This window comes from Rhodococcus koreensis (genome assembly GCF_900105905.1).
GTDB classification, from domain to species: Bacteria; Actinomycetota; Actinomycetes; order Mycobacteriales; family Mycobacteriaceae; genus Rhodococcus_F; species Rhodococcus_F koreensis.
In genome coordinates this window covers 379,962-400,462 of record NZ_FNSV01000005.1, presented here as the reverse complement: position 1 = coordinate 400,462, position 20,501 = coordinate 379,962, and the positions used below count along the sequence as shown (strand labels likewise).

Below are 20,501 nucleotides of genomic sequence, written 5' to 3'. Positions count from 1 at the left end.
CGCGAATCTCACGCGGGCTCGACGTCGACCCCGGCTACTCTCGTCGTCCGCCCACGGTCGAGTACCCGAAGCAGCGTCCGATTACCCACCCCGTCGCGCAAAGGCCCGGTCGACGCCGCCCGGCGGCGTGTTAACCCCGACCACGGCAGAGATGCACGGTGCGACCCCCCGGGCCGGCGCGCGCGGTCTGGCCGGGGCGAGCATCTCGGTCTACGGGTGCAAATGCGTCTCGGGTGGGTGGTCGCGGACCGAGAGGTCTGTGCGGGAGCAGGTGGTCGCGGGTGGGCGGATCAGGTAGGGGAACGGGGGACTTGCTGTGGGTGACGAGGCGTGTGCGGTGGGGGTGCGGGCGGCGCGGAAGGCGTCGGTGACGGTGGAGTAGCACCCGATGGTGGCATCGACCCGGGTGCGATGGAGCAGGCGTCGGTGTGCTTCGTCGGCCGCGACGGTCAGGGCGCGGTGGTCTCGACAGAGCTCATTGGCGGCGGCGGTGAGGACGGCGAGGGCGGGGCAGCCGAGGAAGGGTACGTCGAACAAGTCCACCACGACTCCGGGGCCGGGGTGGTGGGTGGCTTGGTGCAGACAGGCGGCCAGTATCGGGGCGCTGACGATGTCGATGTCGCCGCACACGGTGAGCATTGCCGGGCCGTCGCCGGTCTCGTCGATCAGGATCTGCACATCCGCGTGGCGGTGCGCGACGTCTCCGTTGCCAGCTTCTGTCACCATCGTCTCACCGACAGCGCTTGTGGCGGAGGATGGTTCGGTTGTGGAAAGCGGGTGAGTGGTCATGGTGTCCTCCCGGGCTGGGGGCCGTCCGGGGGAACCGGTACTCGGGTGCGAGACGGGTGAGGGATGCGAGACCGAGTGGGGTTGTTGTCCCGGTGTTGGCTGGGGCCGGTGCTTTTTCCGGGGCTGCTAGCTCAACCTCTGCAAATGACGATAGCCCGGTTTGGTGAGAACGCAACCAGCCGCGGACGCCGATGGCAGGCCACCCCGCCACCTGCCACCCATTCCCTCCGGTTGCAGTCGGCAACGTCCGGGCCTGACGACGGGAAGGTGGTGTTACCTAGCCCGCGGGTGACGGCTACGACAAGATGCTGTCAGGTAGGTCCTCGTGTATGCATTGGCCGGACGCGGTTGCCGGGGCGAAAAGTGCTGATGCACTGACAGTTTGGTTCCGCACCGTCGGGGCGAAGTGCCTCGCGACACTGGGACTCTGCGGCGGCAAACGCGCGCCAGCGGGAGGAGGTGAGTGCGTGGCAGATCGCCTCGTGGCGGATCCGCCCGCCGACGGCCGCGACAATCGCAACGGCAGGAACGGGACGGCCGGTGACCGAACGCCGCTGTCGGAATGCGGGCCCCGCTCCCGAGGACCCTGGAGGCGTCCGAGGTACCCGGCGGGGTCCGGCATTCGGTCAGGCGCAGTCCCGGCAGATCAGCTGCGCGGGGTCGGCGAGGCGGCTGCGGTGGTGGACGAGGAAGCAACTGGTGCAGGTGAATTCGTCCGCCTGCTTCGGGAGGACGCGGACGGTCAGTTCTTCACCGGACAGGTCGGCGCCGGGCAGTTCGAAGGATTCGGCGGAGTCGGTATCCTCGACGTCCACGACGGGGGACTGGGTGTCGTTCCGGCTGGCGGTCAGCTGTTCGAGGGACGTGTCCGTCGACTCGTCGGATTCGGTGACTCTCGGGGCGTCGTAGTCGGTGGCCATGGCTGTGTCGTCCTCATGCTGGGGGTGTTCGGATCCGTCAGGTTAGAGGGTGCGGTGGGGCGACGCGCGTGCGGGTCGGGTGGCGGGTGCGTCGGGTGCGCCGGGTGTGGCGGGCGCGTTCGGTTTCGGACATGCCGCCCCAGATGCCGTAGGCCTCGGTGGTGGTGAAGGCGTGGTCGCGGCATTCGGCGAGGACGGGGCAGTTGTCGCAGATCTGTTTGGCGGCCTGCTCGCGTCGGGCGCGGACCCTCCCGCGTTCTCCTTCGGGGGAGAAGAAGATGTCGGTGTCGGCGCCGCGGCAGGAGGCGCGGTGCTGCCAGTCCTGGTCGATGGGGTGGTGCGAATGGTCGAGCATGGTGGAGTGGGTCGCTTTCGAAAGTCGAACGGGTGGCGATCTGCTCGGAAGGTGCGGGCAACCAATCGGGGCGGCGGTCGGGCGGACGGTCGCCAGTGGTACACGGCGCATCGATGAAATGGGCGGCCTGAGTTGGTGGAGCCTCCTGACAAGCGCAGGGAATGGTCGGTTTACACACCCCGCCTGCTGCGGTCCGCAAAAGTGCTGTGTGGCATGACCCCTCGACACATCGCGTGCACACTCGCACGGCCCGGGGACGTGGTCGCCGGTAGGAACAGCGACAGACCGGATCCGGGACTGCAGGACGGTGCGCCGCCGCGTCCACAGCAGTGGGCGTATGGGTGCGTTGATGCCTGGGCTCGACATCGGTGAGACCGGGAGTAACCCCGGATGCTCTACCCCCCCTATGTCGCCTGGAAAGGGCGGGTGCAGGGTGTGCTGTCAAGGGTAACGACGCGGCGCGTGTCGATGGAAGGAATCGCTGGAAAGTAATTGCGATCACATTCGGTGCTACGTCGTGTAGCGGCCGCTGTCGGCTTGCCGGTCTCCATGATGTGTGTCCGGATCGGGGATGAGTCGGCCTTCCCGTAGGTGGCGAACAGGCGGTGGAGGGCTTCGTCCCAGTGGCGTTGGCGGTGCCGGTCGAGTTTTCGGGCAGGCCTTGTTGCGGGAGGGTCGAGGAGGATGTCGGTCTGGGTGTGGTGGAGGGCCTCGCCGGAAAGTCGATGGTGTCGGTCCGGGGCCGCCGGAGATCGCCGAGGAGCGTGCGCCGTGGACAGCTCATCGACGCGGCCCGGGCGATCACCGCGCAACACAGTGCCGCCGCGCTGACCGTCCGGGGTGTGGCCGAGGCGGCCGGGATCTGCCTCAATCGAACCTCACGGCTGAGTGGTGAGTGCGCGTTGCCGGTTCGCGGCGTGGCGGAGCTGCAGGATCCGCACGCCACCGGCGAACGCGATGACGATCGCGCCGGCGATCGCGGCGAACAGCAACGCCACGCCCAGCGGCAGGGAGAAGTCCCACCCGAACAGCTCCAGGGTGATGCTGTCGAGGTTCTGCAGGATGAACACCAGTAGCAGCACCAGAATGAGCACCCCGACGACGAGGCCAGTCCACAGCGCGCCGGTCCGGGTGCGGGTGATGCCCTTGCGGCGGGCGAGGTCGGGATGGAGTTGCCCGGCCGCATCCGGGTCCGGTGTCGTGCCCGGGGGAACACCGCTGCGCCCCGGATCCGGCGAGGTGTCGGTGGTCGGGTCGGTGGGGTTCGTGGGTGACATGTGTGGTCGAGTACCCAGCCGCGGTTTCGGCTACCCGGGCAAGTCGGCTCGTGGCTCGCGGTCGTGCGGAGTCCCTCGAATCGCTGAGCCGGGTCACCCGTGGTCGGTGCGGTGGCCGTCGAGTGGGGAGGGCGCCTGCGGCGGCGCCGAGCCGATCCCGCGCAGCGGCGTCCGATCGGTCACTGGTGGCGCCGCGGGATGGTGGGGTGTCGACTTCCGCCGCGCGTGCCTTTCCCCGAGTGCTGGGTGTCTGACCGCCGCGTATAGCGACGCGACCCATCGTCTCACCGCGCATCCTCGCCAAACCCTGCAATTTCACCCGCGCCGACGGGGGTGTCCCGCCTGAGATTGCCGCGGTGATTCGGGCGGTGGGGTACCAGGGCGAGCGGACTCCTCCTCGCCCTGGCACCCCACGGAGCGGCTTTGCGCGGCGCCGTCGCGGTCCGGGTCGTGGCCGACCTCGGGATCGTCGCCGTCTTCGGCATCGCCCTGCCCGATCCCGGGACCAAGGCCAAGGTCGCGGTGTCGCCGCGGCGTGGGAATGCTGAGCGCCTACAGTGGTCGCCGCAGCGGGTAGCGGCCGCGTCACCTGCTCGGGGTCGGTCCCGAACCGTCGGATTGGCCTCCCGGGAACCACTTCCCGCGGCGGTGCTGGCATGCGGTACAACAGTTCCTGTCAGTACTTGCGGGTACAGATCGGCCGGAAGCGGACAGTGTCCGAGTAGGCGGGTGATCGGGACACCGTCGTTCTCCACCAGTCCGAGCCGCGACGCTCACCCCCTGGTCCAGCTGTCGGGTCCACCCTCCGCGCCGACTCTCGTGGTTGGAGACCTCGGGCCCGAATACCACAAATCCCGGATCAAAAAGCACCGCCGCGCCCGCGCCTCGCCGCCCAGCTCCAGACACTCACCAGCCAGCACATCGCCATCCGCGACGGAAAGCCCTCACTTCGGAGCAGCGCGGCCCGCAGGCTGGTGGAGACGATGGGGACTGTCAGAGTCTCGGTGGATCTAGCTCTAGCACAGCGGTTTAGCCCTTACTCGGGTGATTCGGTCTTCGAACGTGAGGGTAGACGCTCGCAGGACTGGGTTGTCAGTGGTGCTTGCCGGTCGGGATGGTCTCTGTTCCCGGTGGTCGGGTGTCGGCCCGGGCGAGTTCGGCTACCCGGTCGGCCAGCTCTGTGGTCAGTGTCGTGTCGGGTTCGGTGCTCGCCGCACCCGCGAGTGCGGTGATGACGGTGGCGGCGGCCGGGTCGGCGGTGCCGGTGGGCGTGGACTGCCCGCGCCGGTGTGTCGGTTCGATGTCTTCGAGGTGCTCGGCGAGCAAGTCGGTGTCGAGTTGCTGTGCCGCCTTCTGGCTCAGTTCGGTGTTTTCGACGTTCGCGGACCGGGGGACCTTTTCAACATCAGTGGCAGCGATACTCGATGCGGAGACATCGTTGTCCCTATCGCATGCCCTGCCGGAGGTTGGGGATATCCGGGGTGCGGTATCAGCGGCCCGGTGAGCGCGGTCCTGGTGGGCCAAAACGGTGCCAGCGACACTATCGAGCAGGCCGAGGCCGCCCCGATACAGCTGCCGGGCCGGTGAGACGGGGGCAAGGTGTGCGATCACGTGGTCGTCGATCAGGTGGAGGGGGTAGCGCACGATCGTGTATTGCACGCGCAGCATGGCCAGGGGTAGTGCGGTCAGGATGTTCATGAGGCCTCGATGTCGGGTGAAGTGTCAGGACTAGGGGTGTCGCGGCTGCGGGCTTCGGCGGCACGTCGGATCAGGTGGGCCTCGCGCGGCGCCACCCACCCGCCGACGGGTGGCCAGATCAATCCCGCTCCGCGAATCGCTTTCTCCCGCGTTTCTTGTACAGCACGAAGGCGATGACACCGACCAGAATGAGAATTCCGATGATTTCCACAGGAGGCGGATACCCGATCGGTGTGTTCTCCACGCGGCGCCACCGGCAGCAGCCGTGCGGCTTTCCCGTATCGTTTGTGAAGGTCTAACCCCGATCTATATCAGTGCTGGCGGAAGGTCGGTCAACCACACCGGTCGGCCCGCTGGGCAGTGAACTACCGCCTGAAGAGGTCGTCATGGACCGCCGGGGCCCTGATCGAGGGGCAGAAGCACTGGGCAACGTCGGCACCGACCTGCTCGCCGAGGACCCTGATATTCGCCCGGTCGGCGTCGTTGCCGGCCAGTAGGTCCCGATCCCCGCGCCGTCCGGAGCGGGTTTACCACCCGCCCCCGTCGGGCACCCGAACCACACATCGACCGACGAGAGGTTTGGTTCCCAGTGCGCGCAGTCACGTGGCAAGGCAAACGAAAGGTCAGCGTCGATACCGTCGCCGATCCGAAGATCGAACAACCGACGGACGCCGTCATCAAGGTGACCACGACGAACATTTGCGGGTCCGATCTCCACCTGTACGAAACTCTCGGCCCCTTCATGACAGAAGGAGATGTCCTCGGCCACGAACCGATGGGGATCGTCGAAGAAGTCGGCGCGGAGGCGGGAGACCTGAAGGTCGGTGACCGGGTGGTGATTCCGTTCCAAATCTCGTGTGGCGCCTGTTTCATGTGCAACATGCAGCTGTACACGCAGTGTGAGACGACGCAGGTCCGCGAGCAGGGGATGGGAGCGGCGTTGTTCGGTTTCTCTAAGCTCTACGGTCAGGTTCCGGGAGGACAGGCCGAGTACCTGCGCGTCCCCCAAGCCCAGTTCACCCACATGAAAGTCCCCGAGGGGCCGCCGGATTCCCGATTCGTCTATCTGTCCGATGTGCTGCCCACGGCATGGCAGTCGGTGGAGTACGCCGCACTCCCCGCGGGCGGGTCGGTCACCGTACTCGGCCTCGGCCCGATCGGAGACATGGCAGCGCGCATCGCTCATCACAAGGGCGCACGGGTCATCGCGGTCGACAACGTCCCCGAACGCCTTGCTCGCGCCAAGGCCCGGGGCATCGAAACCCTCGACCTGGACGAGCACGGCGGCGATCTCGCCGACGTGATCCGGGACGCGACCGACGGTCGGGGTACCGACTCGGTGATCGACGCGGTCGGTATGGAGGCGCACGGTTCACCGATCGGTAAGCTCGCCCAGCAGATCGTGGGGTACCTTCCGGACGCGGTTGCGGCGCCGCTCATGCAGAGGGCGGGTGTCGACCGTCTCGGTGCGTTGTACTCGGCGATCGACATCGTTCGCCGCGGAGGAACCATTTCCATCATCGGGGTCTACGGCGGCATGGCCGACCCGATCCCCATGCTCACCCTGTTCGACAAGCAGATTCAGCTGCGCATGGGCCAGGCCAACATCAAGAAGTGGGTGGACGACATCATGCCGCTCCTCGGCGACGACGACCCCCTCGGTGTCGACACCTTCGCCACTCACAAACTTCCCCTCGAACAGGCGCCCCACGCCTACGAGATTTTCCAGAAGAAGCAGGACGGGGCGGTCAAGATCCAGCTCACACCCTGAAAACGGACTCGCGCAGCCGAATCGGCCGCACAGAGGGCGGGTCGGTTCGGTCAAAATCTTCCAGTGCCGCAGCGCCGGGCACATCCTTTCGTCGGAGTGTTCGAGGTGACCATAGATGATGTCGGCTTGGTGACGGTGACGGTGTGCCGTCGGCACTGCGGCATCCCGGTGCCGGGCGGGGGATCGCAGGCCCAACCCGTCGAAGCGACCAGGCGCTGGCTCGACCGTGTCAGTGCTGCGCGCTGTAGTCGGCGGTGGTGGCACAGCCCGGGCACAAGGTGAGGTCGTTGATGGCCCAGCCGTTGATCCGTGCCGTACCGGTAGCTACGGCCCGATCGTCGGTAGCGGTGCGGTACCCGTGATCGCACCGATCGCAACGCACCTCCCACCCGGCCTCCGCGCGAATCATCACCGATCGTCCCTTTCTCGTCGACGTCGTTGGATGCGGGAATCTCCGGGGATCCTCGATCCGCGCACGCTGCTCACGCATAGCCGAATACCCCTTACCGACAACGGTAACCGTCACATCGACCGGCCCCGTTCTTCTCAGTCCGGTCCCCGACAGGTATGGGAACCACCACAGCGGTGCTTATTGGCGGCAGCGCCCGCCGAGGGGCAGTTGAGGTGGGCATCGGATGATCGAAACAGTCCTAGTCCCCGGTGTTCTTTGTGTCGGCTTATTCCCGGGTTGCGGGGGAGGTGCGTAAGAACGTAGTTCGCGGGGTAATCGTGTGATCAGCCCGGTTTGCCCTGCCCGGCGGCCGGGCGCGGCTCCACGGCCGGCGCTGGCCCGTGGAGCCGACCACTGTCACGAGAGCGGGGTTGCGCTGGCAGTGGCGTTGTGTGCCTGCCGATTCGGCGTGGGGCCCGGGCGTCGGACGCGGGCATGTCGGGTAAGCGGTGCCGAGGGCACCGTTTGCCGAGGGCACCGAGATCGATGTACCGCCCAGGGTGGCATACCGGGGCGCCGGGGCTTGGATGTACCACTCGGTGAAACGCGCGACGGCAGGAAACTGTGGTGGAGATCGGGAGCGGCGAACCACGGACCATTACTGCGCTGCGGGTCGAGCCGGTCCTGGAGCATGTGTCGATAATTCGGGCAGTGGCGCGGATGTTGGCCGACCGGTGTGGATTCGCGCTGGACGAGATTGCGGAGGTCACGGACGCCATCGACGAGGTGGGCGCGATGTTGATCGATGTGGCGTCGTTTGGATCCCCGCTGCACTGTTCGTTCGTCGAAATGGGATCCGCTCTCTTCGTGACGAGTACGGTGACGTCGCATCGAGGTATTGCTCGGCATCCCGGTGCGAGGTGGCGGGTGCTCGAGGCGCTGACCGATCGCCTGCTGATCACTGATCTGCTGGGGGAGTCGGAGGGCGAGCGCGAGGTCGTGGTGGGGTTCGTCAAACACCGCCATGGGTTCATCTGAGGCCGCAGCCCGCCAGCGCTACCATGTTTTCGACTGGCCGCTCACCCAGAGCAGTGGCCAGCCAGCCAGCCAGAAAGCAACCAGGGGCTTATAGTGTTCCGGCTCGGGGCGCGGTCGCTGCGGTGTTGCGGGAGAGCAGGAATCCGAGCGCCACCATGCCCACACCGAGCACGAAGTGCAGCCAGTTGTCGGCAGTGTTGACGGGCACGAAGTTCACGTCACTGGCCTGGTCGATGAGCAGACCGTAGATCCACAGCACGAGGTAGATGATCCCGCCGCCGATGAGGAACAGCTTCGCGGTGTCGGCGTGCCGGGACATCGCGATACCGGCGACACCGAACAACAGGTGCACGATGTTGTGCAGGATCGACACCGCGAATACGCCCAGCAGCATGGCCTGGGAGTGGTGGCCGGCGAAGGTGAGCATGTCGTAGTCGGTGGTGATACCGGGGATGAAGCCGAGGACGCCGACCAGGAGGAACACTGCCCCGACGATCAGGGCGGCGAGTTGCAGGGGTGAGCGCGTCGTCGGTGACGCGGCCGGTCGAGTCATGGGAGTGCCTTTCTCGACGGGAAGGAATTCGAATGTCTGTTCCCCAGTGGTACCCCGGCATCCCGCCGTGAAACAGCCACCGGCGCTGCGCGCCCGTCACGGTGCCGGGTCCGCTCGGCGCCGGGACAATCAGATGCCGAGCGGTGGCCGGTGTCGGTGGTAGGCACGAGAGCGACGCCGTAGGGCACTCGTGCGCGAGGACCCTCAACGTCGTCAACGTCGATATCTGCGCATCGAACTCGCAACCGCACGCCTCGCCGGGAATGACTCTGTGGCCGGTCGTCGTCATTGTTCGGTGACTCCCGAGATCAGCCATGCCGTGTTCAACCGGTCGACAGTCTTTCGGCGGTGCGCACCACGGTCTCGAGGTGTCTGTCGGCTGCGTTCAGGTCCAACCGGGCGTCGCTGAGGCTGTCGATCACCTCCGCGACCGTAGCGCCCTCGGTTCTGTGGTCGAGCAGGTCGAAGTCATCGGTCAATTCCTTGATCCGGTCTTCGAGCGCGTGCAGATCGGTTCGCACCTGAGCGGCGCGTGTGATGAGATCACCGACGTTCACAGCTGCCCCATTCGTCTCGCACTCACACTCGGCCCGAGACTGAGGCTCGCATGTTCGAGATCCATGCCGTGCCGTTTACGGCAGTTTCGTCTCGTGACGGGTCCCGAGGGGGTGAATATTCGCGGCCGCTGCCGGTGAGCGACCGCCGCGGACGGCACTCGTGCGGCGCCGGCGGTCCCATCTTTCTGTAGTGAGTCGAGAATCACCGATTCGGTGTGGTGGTATGGGCCCCAGCCCAGCTCGACGTCACGCAGCGAATGCCCGCTCGGTCTCGTCGAGACGTCTTTTCGACTCTGCGGGGAGCGTGCACTAATGGTCCACCGGTTAGCGCCATCGCCCTCGCGGGTATGCAAAAGCTCAGTAGTCCGCGGCGGCGACGAGGAGCATGTGTGTTGGAAGATCAGTCGGTTCCCATGATGCCCTCCATCCGGCCGAACGGCCATTCCTTCATCTCCCCGCCGGTGTCGGACGGCCCGTCTACGACTCCGTGCCGCAGCGAGGTGCTCGAGGCACTGTTCACGGTGCTACCGCAGCCGTTGTGTGTCTTCGACAGTCAGCGCCGGTTGCTGTTCGCCAACCCCGCGTCCGCCGACCTTCTCGGATATCGCGTGGAGCAGCTGGTCGGTCACTACGAGTGGTTGTTGTTGCCGTCCGACACTCCCCGATGGCGCCGCTTCCTGCGCGGCATTAGCGGCGGCGCGGCCTCTCGCACCACGTTCTTCCGGCTTCGGCACCGCGGCGGGGACTGGTTATGGGTCCATGCCGCGGCGTCGGTGTTCACCGTCGGCGGGGTGGATCTGATCGCGGTGATGTGGAATGACTGCGGTGGAGGACTCTGCGAGGACCCGCGGACGATCTCGGCCGATACCTGAGGGGTTCGCACGCCCGATCGTCACGGGTATTCGCCGGCGTTTGATCCCCGGGTCGGGTCCCGGCAGGAAGGCGATGTGTCTCAGGCGGGCTCGGCGAGCGGGAGCGCCGGCGCGACTGCCACGCACCTGCCGAGTGGGGTTCTCCGCGGATGCGGCGGACCCGTGTTAGTGATGGTGGTGAGTGGGTAAATCGTTGTGACGACGACCTGGCGCCGGCGATGCGCACGTCACCCCGAACCTAGTAGGAGGTACCCATGTCGACTGATGCGATCGTGCTCCTGAAGAGCGACCACAAACAGATCAGGAAGCTGTTCCGTGACTTCCGCGGTGCCGGATCGGACGCCGAGGTGGAGAAGGGCCGGATCGTGAACAAGATCATCGAGGCGCTGACGGTGCACACCTACATCGAGAACGAGGGCATGTACCCGAAGGTCCGTGAGCTCGCCCCGGACCTCGAGGACGACATCCTCGAATCCTACGAAGAGCACCATGTCGCGGACGTGCTGGTCGTCGAACTCGCCGCGATGACACCGGACGATGAACGCTTCGACGCGAAGACCACCGTCCTGATCGAGAACGTCGAGCACCACATCGACGAAGAAGAGCAGGAGTGGTTCCCCAAGGTGCGAGAAGAGCTGGGACGTAAGAAGCTTCAGGAGATCGGGGAGCGGTTGCTCGAATTGAAGGGGAAGGCGCCCACCTCGCCCGCCCAACCGTCGGCGCTGAAGAAGACGGTCGACGCCGTACTCGAGTAGGGATCGAGCGGATGGAACAGCGGGAAGGAACGCGAGCTGTGGAACTGGCAGAGCAGACCCGAAAGACGGTTCGGACGGTGCTGGTGGGTCTGCCGTTCCGGATCGCCGCCGCGGTACGCGGCGGCGCCCGGGTCTTCCACCCGCGCGGCCTGGTCGCCACCGGACACCTCGAGTTGCACACCCGGTGGTGGACGCTGCCGACGGGAACACCGATCAATGTGGTGGCGAGGCTGTCCGGGGGAGTGGGAACCCCGTCGCGAGTACCGGACGTGCTCGGGCTCGCGCTGAAGATTCCGCTCGACCCGGTCGAGACCGAGTGGGATCTGCTGCTGGCCAGCTCGGGCACCTCCGCGGCGACCCGGGTCCTCCCGCTCCCCGCGGCGAGTTGGGGCGCCGCCCGGTACAGCAGCCTGATGCCCTATTCGTCGAACGGTGCGGACACCAGGTGGGTGCTGGCCGTCCCGGTCGGCCCGCATCCGGCGTCGACGCCGCTGGACGCGCTGCGCGAATCGATCGCGGTAGCGCCACTGAGGTTTCGGCTCGAGCTCGTCTCGATGACCGGTTCGCCCGTCCCGGCCGGGCAGGTGACGCTGACACAGGTGCGGGAACTGCCGGACGACGAACAACCCACCTTCGACCCGGTACTGAACTGCCCACCGGGGTTGGCGATGCGCCCCGCCTGGCTCGCCGGGGTGCGGGTCGGCGCATACCGGGGAAGCCGCCGCGGCCGCGGTGACCCGTCACCGTAGACCCGTCGCCGGGAGCGTCTATGCGTGCTGACGGCCGCGGATCACCACAATCTCTTCGTTGCGCTGACCGGCGGTGATGATCCCGCGGGCTGCGAGCATGCGGCGACGTCCGGTCAGGACGGGGCCGAAGGGAATCTCCCGCCGGGCGACGACATCGACCTGCAAGCCCTGTTCTTCGAGCATCACCTGGGTCTTGCCCACGCCGCTCAGCGCCGACTGGGCGAGAAGCAGTGTTCCCCCCGGCGCGAGGACATCCGGTGCCTGCGCGCAGATCCGGTCGAGGAGCGCTCGCCCGTCGGTGCCGGCATCCCACGCGCGCGCCATGCCGATGCCGGGAATCCGGTCGTCCTCGGCGGGCACGTAGGGCACGTAGGGCGGGTTGGAGATCACCAGATCGAAGTGTTCCCCGCGGACGGGTGCAGTGAGGTTGCCCTGCAGCACCCGGATCGTGCATCCGCGTATGCGAGCGTTGAGCCGGGCGGTGAGCACGGCGCGGCGGGAGATGGCGATCGCGGTGACCGTGCCGGCCCCGAGTTCGGCCACCCGTAGGGCGAGCGCTCCGGTGCCGGTGCAGATGTCGAGGACCCGTGTGCGTGCATCGAAAGGCTGCTCGGCCAACGCGTCGGCGAGCAGCCGCGTATCGTCCTGTGGTGGATAGACACCCGGGATCCGTAGCAACATCGACCACTCCTCACGGCTTCCGAACCGACACCACTGCGCGCCCTACCGGCGGAGCGCGTCTTCGAGCAGGAACAGGGCATGGGCAGTGGTCGCCGCCACCACGTCGGCGGGTTCACCGTCGAAGTGCCGCAGTTCGGTGCGTACGACGCCGCCACTGAAGACCCCGAACCACACCGTGCCCGGTGGTTGTCCGTCCTGCGGCCCCGGTCCGCCGGCCCCGGTGACCGCCACCGCCAGATCCGCGCCGAGCAACTCCGCAACCGTCGTCGCCATCGCCCGCGCACTGGGTTCGCTGACCACCGGGCCGTCGGGAACTCGCAGCAGCCCATGTTTCACCGAACTGGCATAGGCGACGATGCTGCCCCGATACCACTCGGATGACGACGGTGCGGCACCGAGAACGGACGAGATTCTCCCGCCGGTCAGTGATTCCGCGGTAGCGAGGGTGAGTCGCCGACCGCGCGCTGTCGCCGAGATCCATTCCGCACGCTCGTCGCAGCCACTCATGCGTGGTCCTCTACGCTACCCCGGTCCTCTACGGTGCACTCCGGTACGCCTGGGGTGCACTCCGGCGACTGATACGGTGAAGCGCGGAGACACCCGCCATGCCTGCTGCGAGCACGATCACCAACAACACCACGTTGAGCATCTGTCCTCCACCATCTCTCCCGCGCAACATCTCTGGTGCGCTCCCTCGGACTGTAATAACCCTTGTGGCAGCCCCGCTGGTCTTCGGCTCAGACGCGCCGAGACCGTGCCTCCGGTACTGCGTGGGGCGGCCCCGCCGGCTATTGGCTGAACCGGGGGAGCCTCGCCGGTCACCGCGTCCGGACACGGGTGACGACGTGTATCCGAGGTACCCAGCTGCGACCGGAAACAATCCTGCGCGGCCGCAAGGCCGACCGGCGGCCGCGCCGCGGCTGTTTCACCGCAGCGGATCATCGGCGAGACGGCCATGTTCTGTGATCGGCGGCCAGGACCGCACATGCTGGTTGGTCAGCGTTGCCCGTTGGCTGCCGTCTCGGTGCGGCGCTTGGCCTTTTCCGCTTCGGCCAGTTTCTCCACCCGGTCGGCGCGAGCGCGTTTGTCGGCTGCCTCGTCCTGTTTGTTCGCGGCGTCCTTCAGCTGGGCCTTGGCCGGCGCTGCCGCCGCCTTCTCCGCTTCCCGGAGTGTGGTCTGCTCGGCGCGATGCTCGGCCTCCGCAGTTCGGGTGCGTTGGGCGGCAAGTTGATCGGCGTTCTTTTTCGCGACCTGTGTGCGTTGCTCGGCGTCCCGCTCGGCGGCTTGTTTGCGCTCGTCCTCACGCCGGTGGGCCTGTTCGACGTCGCGCTGCTTGGCCTCCCGCGCCGCCTCCTGCTCCTGGTGGACCTGCTTGCGCTTGGTCTCCAGCTCCGTGTCGGCCTCGGCCTCGGTACGCGCCGCCTCCTGTTCGAGTTCGGCCGCCCGGGCCAGTGCGTCGCTGCGCTCGGTGAGTGCCTCACCGCGCCGCTCGGTGTCACGGTCGCCGAGTGCACCACCGACGGCGCCGTCGAGTACGCCGAGGGTGCGTTCGTACATCAGCCGGGCCGGTGATTCGGTGGCCAGCCGGGACATCAACTGGTCTTCGACGAGTTGCAGAGGAATCCGCAGGATCGTGTACTGCAACCGCAAGATGGTGACGGGGACGGTGAGGATGTTCATGACAATCTCCGATGATTCGTGGGGAGTGGATCAGGACAGGCCGGCGTCGCCGGTGAGGCCCTCGGCGGCGCGCCGAACTCGTTCCGCCTCGTCGCGGGCGGCGTTCGCCTCACGGACAGCCCGCCGGTGTTCGTCGGTGGCGTCGACGGCTTCTTCGGCGGCGGCGGCCGTCTTCGCTCGTTCGGCGGTTTCCGCGCGGGCCGCCTCGTCGCGGGCGTCGGCCGCCGCGCGGGACTGCTCCTGCGCGACGTGGCGGTGCTGGTTCTGCTCCGCGGCCTGGTGCTCGGCGTGCTGCCGGTTGCGGGCAGCGTCTTCGGCGGCCGCCGTCTCCGCACCGATCGCAGCGCGTTCCTCGGCACTGGCGCGGCGCACCTGGCCGAGTTCCTCTGCGGCCTGCGAGGTTTCCGCGCGGGCCACGGCCTCGGCGCTGTTCGCCTCTTTGCGTTGCTGGGCCTGCGCCTGTTGCAGCTGCCCCTCGGTGGTCAGAGAGTCGTTGCCGGTCACGGCCCCGGCCACTTCCTTCACCTTGCCCTTGACCGAGTCGAGGAGGCCCTTGCGCGCTTGTCCGGACGTGTTCTGCTCATTCATGAGAATGTTCTCCTGGTATTCGGGCGGGCGACGGTTCCGCCACCCGCGTGTGGGGTGGCGCCAGACGGCCCTCATCGCGTCGACGCGGTTCGGCCTGCGGGCGCCCACGTCTGATCAGTTGATGCCGACGACTTCCTGCGCGATGGCGGCGAGGCGGGTCTGCGCTGCCGATACCACCCCGTGGCGGTTCTTGTTCGCCTCTTCGTGGGCGATGATGATGCGAATATCGCCAGGTACGGTGAGTTCCGTCACCGCGGCCACCGCACCGGAGACGTTGAGTTCGGTGTAGTCGGAGATCGGGAGCTCTTCGTCCTCGAGAGAACCATTGACGGTTCGGGCATTGCGGATGGCATCCGCGACACCGGATGCGCCTTCTCGGCGGGTCACCTCTTCGGCCGACTCGAGTGCCGCGTCGCGGCTGGCGACGAGCGTCTTGGTGGCCACGTCACCGGCGTGGGCGCCGCGGCTCAGAAGCGCACCGATCCGGTCCGGGGTGGCCCGGACGGTGTCGATGGCGCGATCGATTCCGCGCGCCGACCACGTCGCCGGGACGTTGATCAACCGGATCGCGGTCCCGATCGCGGCCTGCATCGGGGTGCGTCGCAATGCCGCCGGGCCCCCGAGGGCGTCCTCCGCCAGCACCGTCGTCAACCATTCGACCGTGGCGGTGTGGGCGGTGATCAATCGTGCGGCCAGTGTAATGACGCTGTTGTGCTGTGACGCGGTTCCCAGTGCGCGGAGGTAGCGCGCCCGGTCGAGGAGCTGGTGTTCGAGGATCAGATCACCGAGCAGGGCCTCGTCGAACGGTTGGGCTTGCTCGGCCATCGCCTTCACCATCGCGGTCGCGCGACCGAACAGCGGGCCCACGACGTCGGGAAGTCCACCGAGGTCCCGGATCGCTTCCTCCACGGCGCCGGCGCGCTCACGCGCATTGTCGGCATTCTGCGACAGCTCCTGGCGGACCGCTTCTGTTCGGGCTTGCGCGATCCGGGTCTCGGCGACCTGAATTTCGTTGTGCGTCAGGTCCAGTACGATTCGCAGCTGGTTGATCACTGTGGCGGTGTTGTCGCTCATGCATTACTCCTGAGGTCGAGTGAGTCGAGTGAGTCGAGTGAGTCGGGTGTGCGCCGGCCGGACGCGTGGTGGCGTCCTCGGCGCCGGCCCGGCGGCGGGCGAACCGCGAGATTCCGAGCAGCCCGCGCGATGCGGTGGTCGGTGTGCCGGCGCGGCGTTCGAGGTGGTGACCGAGTCGGGACAGTACGGCGGCCACCAGCGGGAGGGCGAGAACGATCATCTTCCATCGGCGGAGCGGACGGCTGACGAGAATCCACATGGGATGAACCTTTCTTATCGGTCAGTCAGGCTGCGGCGCAACGCAGCCCGGGCGCCGATCACGCAGAGCAGACCGAGGGTTGCAACTGTGAGCGACGTCGTGGCGGCCACGGCAACCGACAACATGGTGAGCGCCGCGAGGTCGAGGACACGCCGCACGCCGGGTAGTTCCACCAGGGACGGGTGCCCGGCGTGAGCGGTATCGATAGGCGACGGGGTTACACCGTCAATGAACAAGGGTGAGAACAATTCTGACAAGATTTTGATCCAACTGTCTGGGGCACGGATGCTCCTCGGACGAAGGGTGCCGCGGAGTCGATCGACCATCGACGTGACGCGGAGCCTGGCAAATGTGGCGCCGGTACCCCGCGCTACGAGAAGGATTAGACGCCGGTGTGCCGATCGGTGTCCGTGTAGTGCTCACGGCTTCCGGACTTCGCGATGCCCCGGCTGACGATGTAGGCGATCGTCAGAATGACGATGTAGAACCAGGCGCGGTCCGCCCGGAAATAGTCCTCGTGTGCGTCGGTCGTCTGCACCAGATACGAGGCGATGAGGACTGCGATGACTGCGGCGATGTAGACGAAGAACTCAGTGGTCTTGAACGCGGCCTTCGTCTCGGTGCTGCGGCGCGGATCGAGAGGAGCGCGCGGACCGGAAGCGACGGCTCCGGTGTTGGCGTGGGTGGCGGGATTGGTGGAGGTCATGAATGACTCCTTCAATGGGGTGCCCGACGTTTTGCAGATTCGGGTCACCACGTACGTCCCCTCGAATGAGGTGGACGTCGGTGAGCGCGACCCTCTGCTGGAGCGAACCCATACCCCGCAAGTATACCCACAAGTAACTACAGTGCAAGCGTACGCTGTAGTGAGGCCGCATAAGACGGATCCGGCGTGAACGCAGCTCTTACGGTCCGTCCCACATCAAGGAGGCAGCGATGGGTGCGCGCACGGACTCCGCCGAGTCGACTACCCCGAAGGGCCGTCCCCGGATTCGGACCCGTCTGACCCGGCTGAGCACCGAGCAGGTGCTGGCCGCCGCCCTCGAGATCGTCGACCGCGAGGGCGCCGACGCCCTGTCGATGCGCCGGTTGGCGCAGGCACTCGAGCGGGACGCGATGAGCCTGTACCGCTACGCGGAGAACAAGGCGGCGCTCCTCGACGGTGTCGTCGAACTGGTACTCGGGGAACTCGTCATCGACCCGGACGCGCGGGACTGGACGCAGGAACTGCGACTGCTCGCGCACCGCTACCGTGACCTCGCACTCGCGCACCCCAATGTCGTTCCGCTGTTGGTGACCCGCCCCCTCGCGACACCGCTGGGCCTACGACCCCCGGGCACGTTGCGCCCGCTCGAGGACTTCCTCGAACTGCTCATCCGGGCCGGCTTCTCCCCACCGAATGCGTTGCGCTCCTACCGGCTGTTCTTCGGGTTCCTGCAAGGGCACATTCTCGACGAACTCCAGGAACTGATCGAGGACCCCGACGAGTCGGAGGATGTCCTCCGCCTCGGGCTGGACCGCCTGCCGCGCAGTAAGTTTCCCCGGTTGCGCTCCCTCGCTGCCGAACTCGCAGACTACGACGGTGCGCAACTTCTCGACGAGGGCCTCGACATCACGATCGGCGGCCTCGAAGCCCGCTTCCAGACCACTGCCTCCCCAGCCAGGGCATGACCGGGCCCTCGCCGGTCCGTCCGCTCGCCCCGGTGCCGGGTAACCATCGGGGCGAGCGGGGGCTACTGCTCGACGCGCTTATCGTGCGAGCCCACGGGTCACGTCACATCTGGCGTTCCCAGACCCGGTGGGACTTCATCAGCGCGGTGATGCCGTCGAAGAGTGCGGATGCGTCGTCGGCGATCACGATGCCCGGGGCCTCGGCCGGGATTCCGGCCGTGGCGAGGAGGACACGCCCGGCGGCCCATGCCCCGATCGCCTTGCAGTGCCGGAATGCTTCCGTCAGCAGCACCTGCACGCGCGGGTCCGGCGCCGGTGCCGCGAGCAGGATGGCGTCGAACTCCACCGACCGCATGGTAAGGAACGTTCGGGACACCGGGACGGCGCCCTTGCCCGACCCCAGTTCGCCCCCGTGCGGCCCGATGACAAGCGGCACCATGGCGTTCTTACCGATCTTCTCGACGGCGTCGGCGACCTCGGACAGATCCGACTCGTCGTCGGCGATGATGCCGATGATCCGCCCGTCCAGCGGCCACTGGTCGCCGACCTGTGACAGTGCGGGGCTGGGTGTGGGAGCCAGGTCGTAGGCGACGGTCGGCTCCGGTGCCGGCAGGCCGAGGCCCGCGGCCACCTGCGCACACAGTTCGGGGTCGATGTTCGCGAGCACCCCGAGGGCGCGCTCCTTGATCGCCTGCTCGTAGCACTTGCCCAGCTCGAACGTGTAGGCCTGCGCGACGTGTGCCTGCTCGACCGGGCTGAGGCTGGCGTAGAACAACCGGGCCTGGGAGAAGTGGTCGTCGAAGCTCGCGGGGGCTCCGCGGCGTTTCGTCGACTCCGGCAGCGGCACCGGCACCTCGACGAACGCCGTGTCGGCGCCGGCCAGGAACGGGCACCCGGCGTCGAGGGAATTCGGCCGATACGGCGCGACACCGGGATGGACTCCCGTCTGGTGCATGCCGTCGCGCAGCATGTCGTTGACCTCGGCGTGGGGCCGATTGATCGGGATCTGCCCGAAGTTGGGGCCACCGAGCCGGCTGATCTGGGTGTCGAGGTAGGAGAACAGCCGTGCCTGCAGCAGCGGGTCGTCGGTGACGTCGATACCCGGGACGAGGTGCCCGGGATGGAACGCCACCTGTTCGGTCTCGGCGAAGAAGTTCGTCGGATTCGCGTCGAGCGTCATCAGCCCGATCGGCTGCACGGGGGCCAGTTCCTCGGGCACCATCTTGGTCGGGTCGAGCAGGTCGATGCCCTCGAACGTCTGGTCCGGGGTGTCCGGGAACGCCTGGATGCCCAGCTCCCATTCCGGATACGCGCCGGACTCGATCGCGTCGGCGAGGTCGCGGCGATGGTAGTCGGGGTCCATGCCGTTGACGATCTGCGCTTCTTCCCACACCAGGGAGTGCACACCGAGTTTCGGCTTCCAGTGAAACTTCACGAGCGAACTCTCGCCCGCGGCGTTGATCATCCGAAAGGTGTTGACGCCGAAGCCTTCCATCATCCGGTACGAACGGGGGATGCCGCGATCGGACATGTTCCACAACGTGTGCGCGGTGGCTTCGGTGTGCAGCGACACGAAGTCCCAGAAGGTGTCGTGCGCGCTCTGCGCCTGCGGAATCTCCCGATCGGGGTGCGGTTTGGCGGCATGGACGATGTCGGGAAACTTGATGCCGTCCTGGATGAAGAACACCGGAATGTTGTTTCCCACCAGGTCGAAGGTGCCTTCGCCGGTGTAGAACTTGGTCGCGAACCCTCGGGTGTCACGGACGGCGTCCGCGGACCCCCGGGAGCCGAGGACGGTGGAGAACCGGACGAACACCGGCGTCTCGACGTCCTTGCCCAGAAACGCGGCCTTGCTGATCGGGTCGGCGGACCCGTATCCGCGGAACACCCCGTGGGCGGCCGCGCCGCGCGCGTGCACCACCCGCTCCGGGATCCGCTCGTGATCGAAGTGCGTGATCTTCTCCCGGAGGTGGTGGTCCTGGAGCAGGGTCGGTCCCCGGGTTCCGGCCTTGAGCGAGTGGTCGGTGTCGTACAGCCGCGCACCCTGCGCGGTGGTGAGGTGCGCACCTCGCTGGCCGCGGGCGGTGTCCGGGCCCTCGACGGGGTGCCCGGTCGCGGTGCCCAGCGCGGGAGCCCGCTGATCGGGCTTCGGGGGCAACGGCTCGGTGGGTTCGGTGGGCTCGGCGACCGTCGGGGTACCGGAACCGGGCGTCCCGGGAATGGGCGGGTTCTTCTTCGACACAGCGTGACTCCTCGCTTGAAAACAGGTGGGAATGGGCGCCGCATCGTGGCTGAACGGTCCGCACTTGTCGGAGTGCCCAGACGGTCGCCCAACAAATCAGATGCGGAGCGTGACCCCACCCTGCTGCGATCGGAAGACCCGGTTCGCATTCGCGTCCCAGGACACAGATACAACAGATGAGCACCACAAAACGAGAAAAGAATCCGGAGGGGAACAACGCGAATCCCGTCGAGCTCACGCCGTTGCCGCAGGGATCCCGCCACTTCGACGGTGGGGCGGCCGCGCCGGCTCTCGGTTCTGAACCGGCGCAGCCTGAGCCCTCTGATGATCCGGAGCATCACAGCACCTGAATGCCGGATACCCGACGCCACACGGCTGAACCCGACATCGACCCGGCCCCCCGATGTGATCGAGCTGACCTGCAGGCGTGGTAATGATCGCTGGGGTAGCCGTCGAGATAGATTCTCAGACTTTCGACTCGACACCGCGCAGGCGAGCGGTCCACAGCTAGGTGATGAGGCTGTCTGCGACGGCTGATCGGGTGTCTGCAGCCAGATCACCGACCTCCGGCACGCGAGGTT

At 67.1% G+C, this 20,501-nt stretch carries 22 protein-coding genes; 6 read left to right on the top strand and 16 right to left on the bottom strand.

All coding sequences use genetic code 11. The features are described from left to right. Window positions 1-210 precede the first annotated feature (210 nt). The 5 genes from BLV94_RS06065 to BLV94_RS06040 all read right to left on the bottom strand — a co-directional run bounded on the left by BLV94_RS06065 (window position 211) and on the right by BLV94_RS06040 (window position 5,039). Entirely contained in the window at window positions 211-726 is a 516-nt protein-coding gene (locus BLV94_RS06065; protein WP_072948559.1) for an STAS domain-containing protein, read from the bottom strand. A 689-nt stretch (window positions 727-1,415) separates the two neighbouring features. Continuing rightward, window positions 1,416-1,709 (bottom strand): DUF4193 domain-containing protein, encoded by a 294-nt coding sequence (locus BLV94_RS06060; RefSeq protein ID WP_072948561.1) that lies wholly within the window; start codon window positions 1,707-1,709, stop codon window positions 1,416-1,418. Between the two features lie 37 nt (window positions 1,710-1,746). Further along, window positions 1,747-2,064, bottom strand: a complete 318-nt coding sequence (locus BLV94_RS06055; RefSeq protein WP_072948562.1) for a WhiB family transcriptional regulator — start codon at window positions 2,062-2,064, stop codon at window positions 1,747-1,749. Window positions 2,065-2,942: 878 nt separating this feature from the next. Then, window positions 2,943-3,341 (bottom strand): lipopolysaccharide assembly protein LapA domain-containing protein, encoded by a 399-nt coding sequence (locus tag BLV94_RS06050; protein WP_072948564.1) that lies wholly within the window; start codon window positions 3,339-3,341, stop codon window positions 2,943-2,945. Window positions 3,342-4,433: 1,092 nt separating this feature from the next. Then, window positions 4,434-5,039 carry a hypothetical protein gene (locus tag BLV94_RS06040; protein WP_072948566.1) on the bottom strand — a complete coding sequence of 202 codons (606 nt, stop codon included), beginning with the start codon at window positions 5,037-5,039 and terminating at the stop codon, window positions 4,434-4,436. A 589-nt stretch (window positions 5,040-5,628) separates the two neighbouring features. Between BLV94_RS06040 and BLV94_RS06035 the strand changes: the two genes are divergently transcribed. Further along, window positions 5,629-6,810, top strand: coding sequence for a zinc-dependent alcohol dehydrogenase (locus BLV94_RS06035; protein WP_072948568.1), 1,182 nt, complete (start codon window positions 5,629-5,631; stop codon window positions 6,808-6,810). Window positions 6,811-7,039: 229 nt separating this feature from the next. Here the strand turns inward: BLV94_RS06035 and BLV94_RS06030 are convergent, their stop codons facing one another. After that, window positions 7,040-7,222, bottom strand: coding sequence for a hypothetical protein (locus BLV94_RS06030; RefSeq protein WP_072948569.1), 183 nt, complete (start codon window positions 7,220-7,222; stop codon window positions 7,040-7,042). Between the two features lie 690 nt (window positions 7,223-7,912). Between BLV94_RS06030 and BLV94_RS06025 the strand changes: the two genes are divergently transcribed. Further along, on the top strand, window positions 7,913-8,239 hold the full coding sequence (locus BLV94_RS06025) for an anti-sigma factor (protein WP_244163526.1): 327 nt from the start codon (window positions 7,913-7,915) through the stop codon (window positions 8,237-8,239). 88 nt (window positions 8,240-8,327) lie between these two features. Here the strand turns inward: BLV94_RS06025 and BLV94_RS06020 are convergent, their stop codons facing one another. After that, window positions 8,328-8,792, bottom strand: coding sequence for a DUF4383 domain-containing protein (locus BLV94_RS06020; protein ID WP_072948573.1), 465 nt, complete (start codon window positions 8,790-8,792; stop codon window positions 8,328-8,330). Window positions 8,793-9,115: 323 nt separating this feature from the next. Further along, a complete protein-coding gene (locus BLV94_RS06015; protein WP_072948575.1) occupies window positions 9,116-9,349 on the bottom strand; it encodes a hypothetical protein in 234 nt (77 codons plus the stop codon). Window positions 9,350-9,738: 389 nt separating this feature from the next. Between BLV94_RS06015 and BLV94_RS47755 the strand changes: the two genes are divergently transcribed. From BLV94_RS47755 to BLV94_RS06000, 3 genes are all read left to right on the top strand, one after another. Then, on the top strand, window positions 9,739-10,221 hold the full coding sequence (locus BLV94_RS47755; RefSeq protein ID WP_167372137.1) for a PAS domain S-box protein: 483 nt from the start codon (window positions 9,739-9,741) through the stop codon (window positions 10,219-10,221). A gap of 254 nt (window positions 10,222-10,475) precedes the next feature. Beyond that, window positions 10,476-10,976, top strand: coding sequence for a hemerythrin domain-containing protein (locus tag BLV94_RS06005; protein WP_072948578.1), 501 nt, complete (start codon window positions 10,476-10,478; stop codon window positions 10,974-10,976). A 38-nt stretch (window positions 10,977-11,014) separates the two neighbouring features. Next, on the top strand, window positions 11,015-11,725 hold the full coding sequence (locus BLV94_RS06000; protein WP_244163525.1) for a hypothetical protein: 711 nt from the start codon (window positions 11,015-11,017) through the stop codon (window positions 11,723-11,725). An 18-nt stretch (window positions 11,726-11,743) separates the two neighbouring features. On the opposite strand, the gene BLV94_RS05995 is transcribed toward BLV94_RS06000, so the two are convergent. From BLV94_RS05995 to BLV94_RS05965, 7 genes are all read right to left on the bottom strand, one after another. After that, window positions 11,744-12,406: a HemK2/MTQ2 family protein methyltransferase gene (locus BLV94_RS05995; protein WP_072948580.1), complete on the bottom strand. Its 663-nt coding sequence runs from the start codon at window positions 12,404-12,406 to the stop codon at window positions 11,744-11,746. 42 nt (window positions 12,407-12,448) lie between these two features. Beyond that, a complete protein-coding gene (locus BLV94_RS05990; protein ID WP_072948582.1) occupies window positions 12,449-12,913 on the bottom strand; it encodes a CinA family protein in 465 nt (154 codons plus the stop codon). A 489-nt stretch (window positions 12,914-13,402) separates the two neighbouring features. Further along, window positions 13,403-14,086 carry an IF2 family translation initiation factor gene (locus tag BLV94_RS05985; protein WP_072948584.1) on the bottom strand — a complete coding sequence of 228 codons (684 nt, stop codon included), beginning with the start codon at window positions 14,084-14,086 and terminating at the stop codon, window positions 13,403-13,405. A 30-nt stretch (window positions 14,087-14,116) separates the two neighbouring features. Then, on the bottom strand, window positions 14,117-14,674 hold the full coding sequence (locus BLV94_RS05980) for a CsbD family protein (protein ID WP_072948646.1): 558 nt from the start codon (window positions 14,672-14,674) through the stop codon (window positions 14,117-14,119). Between the two features lie 114 nt (window positions 14,675-14,788). Beyond that, window positions 14,789-15,748: a hypothetical protein gene (locus tag BLV94_RS05975; RefSeq protein ID WP_072948585.1), complete on the bottom strand. Its 960-nt coding sequence runs from the start codon at window positions 15,746-15,748 to the stop codon at window positions 14,789-14,791. 273 nt (window positions 15,749-16,021) lie between these two features. Continuing rightward, a complete protein-coding gene (locus BLV94_RS49330) occupies window positions 16,022-16,180 on the bottom strand; it encodes a hypothetical protein (protein ID WP_167372136.1) in 159 nt (52 codons plus the stop codon). Between the two features lie 209 nt (window positions 16,181-16,389). Continuing rightward, a complete protein-coding gene (locus BLV94_RS05965) occupies window positions 16,390-16,713 on the bottom strand; it encodes a hypothetical protein (RefSeq protein ID WP_072948587.1) in 324 nt (107 codons plus the stop codon). A gap of 230 nt (window positions 16,714-16,943) precedes the next feature. On the opposite strand from BLV94_RS05965, the gene BLV94_RS05960 reads away from it, so the two are divergent. After that, window positions 16,944-17,678, top strand: a complete 735-nt coding sequence (locus BLV94_RS05960) for a TetR/AcrR family transcriptional regulator C-terminal domain-containing protein (protein ID WP_072948588.1) — start codon at window positions 16,944-16,946, stop codon at window positions 17,676-17,678. Window positions 17,679-17,781: 103 nt separating this feature from the next. Here BLV94_RS05960 and BLV94_RS05955 read toward each other — a convergent pair whose 3' ends face one another. Beyond that, complete coding sequence (locus tag BLV94_RS05955) at window positions 17,782-19,920, bottom strand: catalase (RefSeq protein ID WP_072948590.1); 2,139 nt, start codon at window positions 19,918-19,920, stop codon at window positions 17,782-17,784. Between the last annotated feature and the right edge of the window lie 581 nt (window positions 19,921-20,501).

Excerpts from the sequence above, each read along its gene's own strand:
- BLV94_RS06040 (WP_072948566.1), bottom strand. The coding sequence starts at position 5,039 with ATGAACATCCTGACCGCACTACCCCTGGCCATGCTGCGCGTGCAATAC.
- BLV94_RS05965 (WP_072948587.1), bottom strand. The coding sequence starts at position 16,713 with ATGACCTCCACCAATCCCGCCACCCACGCCAACACCGGAGCCGTCGCT.
- BLV94_RS05960 (WP_072948588.1), top strand. The coding sequence starts at position 16,944 with ATGGGTGCGCGCACGGACTCCGCCGAGTCGACTACCCCGAAGGGCCGT.
- BLV94_RS06060 (WP_072948561.1), bottom strand. The coding sequence starts at position 1,709 with ATGGCCACCGACTACGACGCCCCGAGAGTCACCGAATCCGACGAGTCG.
- BLV94_RS05985 (WP_072948584.1), bottom strand. The coding sequence starts at position 14,086 with ATGAACATCCTCACCGTCCCCGTCACCATCTTGCGGTTGCAGTACACG.
- BLV94_RS06050 (WP_072948564.1), bottom strand. The coding sequence starts at position 3,341 with ATGTCACCCACGAACCCCACCGACCCGACCACCGACACCTCGCCGGAT.
- BLV94_RS06005 (WP_072948578.1), top strand. The coding sequence starts at position 10,476 with ATGTCGACTGATGCGATCGTGCTCCTGAAGAGCGACCACAAACAGATC.
- BLV94_RS06065 (WP_072948559.1), bottom strand. The coding sequence starts at position 726 with ATGGTGACAGAAGCTGGCAACGGAGACGTCGCGCACCGCCACGCGGAT.
- BLV94_RS05980 (WP_072948646.1), bottom strand. The coding sequence starts at position 14,674 with ATGAATGAGCAGAACACGTCCGGACAAGCGCGCAAGGGCCTCCTCGAC.
- BLV94_RS05995 (WP_072948580.1), bottom strand. The coding sequence starts at position 12,406 with ATGTTGCTACGGATCCCGGGTGTCTATCCACCACAGGACGATACGCGG.
- BLV94_RS06055 (WP_072948562.1), bottom strand. The coding sequence starts at position 2,064 with ATGCTCGACCATTCGCACCACCCCATCGACCAGGACTGGCAGCACCGC.
- BLV94_RS05975 (WP_072948585.1), bottom strand. The coding sequence starts at position 15,748 with ATGAGCGACAACACCGCCACAGTGATCAACCAGCTGCGAATCGTACTG.
- BLV94_RS05990 (WP_072948582.1), bottom strand. The coding sequence starts at position 12,913 with ATGAGTGGCTGCGACGAGCGTGCGGAATGGATCTCGGCGACAGCGCGC.
- BLV94_RS06020 (WP_072948573.1), bottom strand. The coding sequence starts at position 8,792 with ATGACTCGACCGGCCGCGTCACCGACGACGCGCTCACCCCTGCAACTC.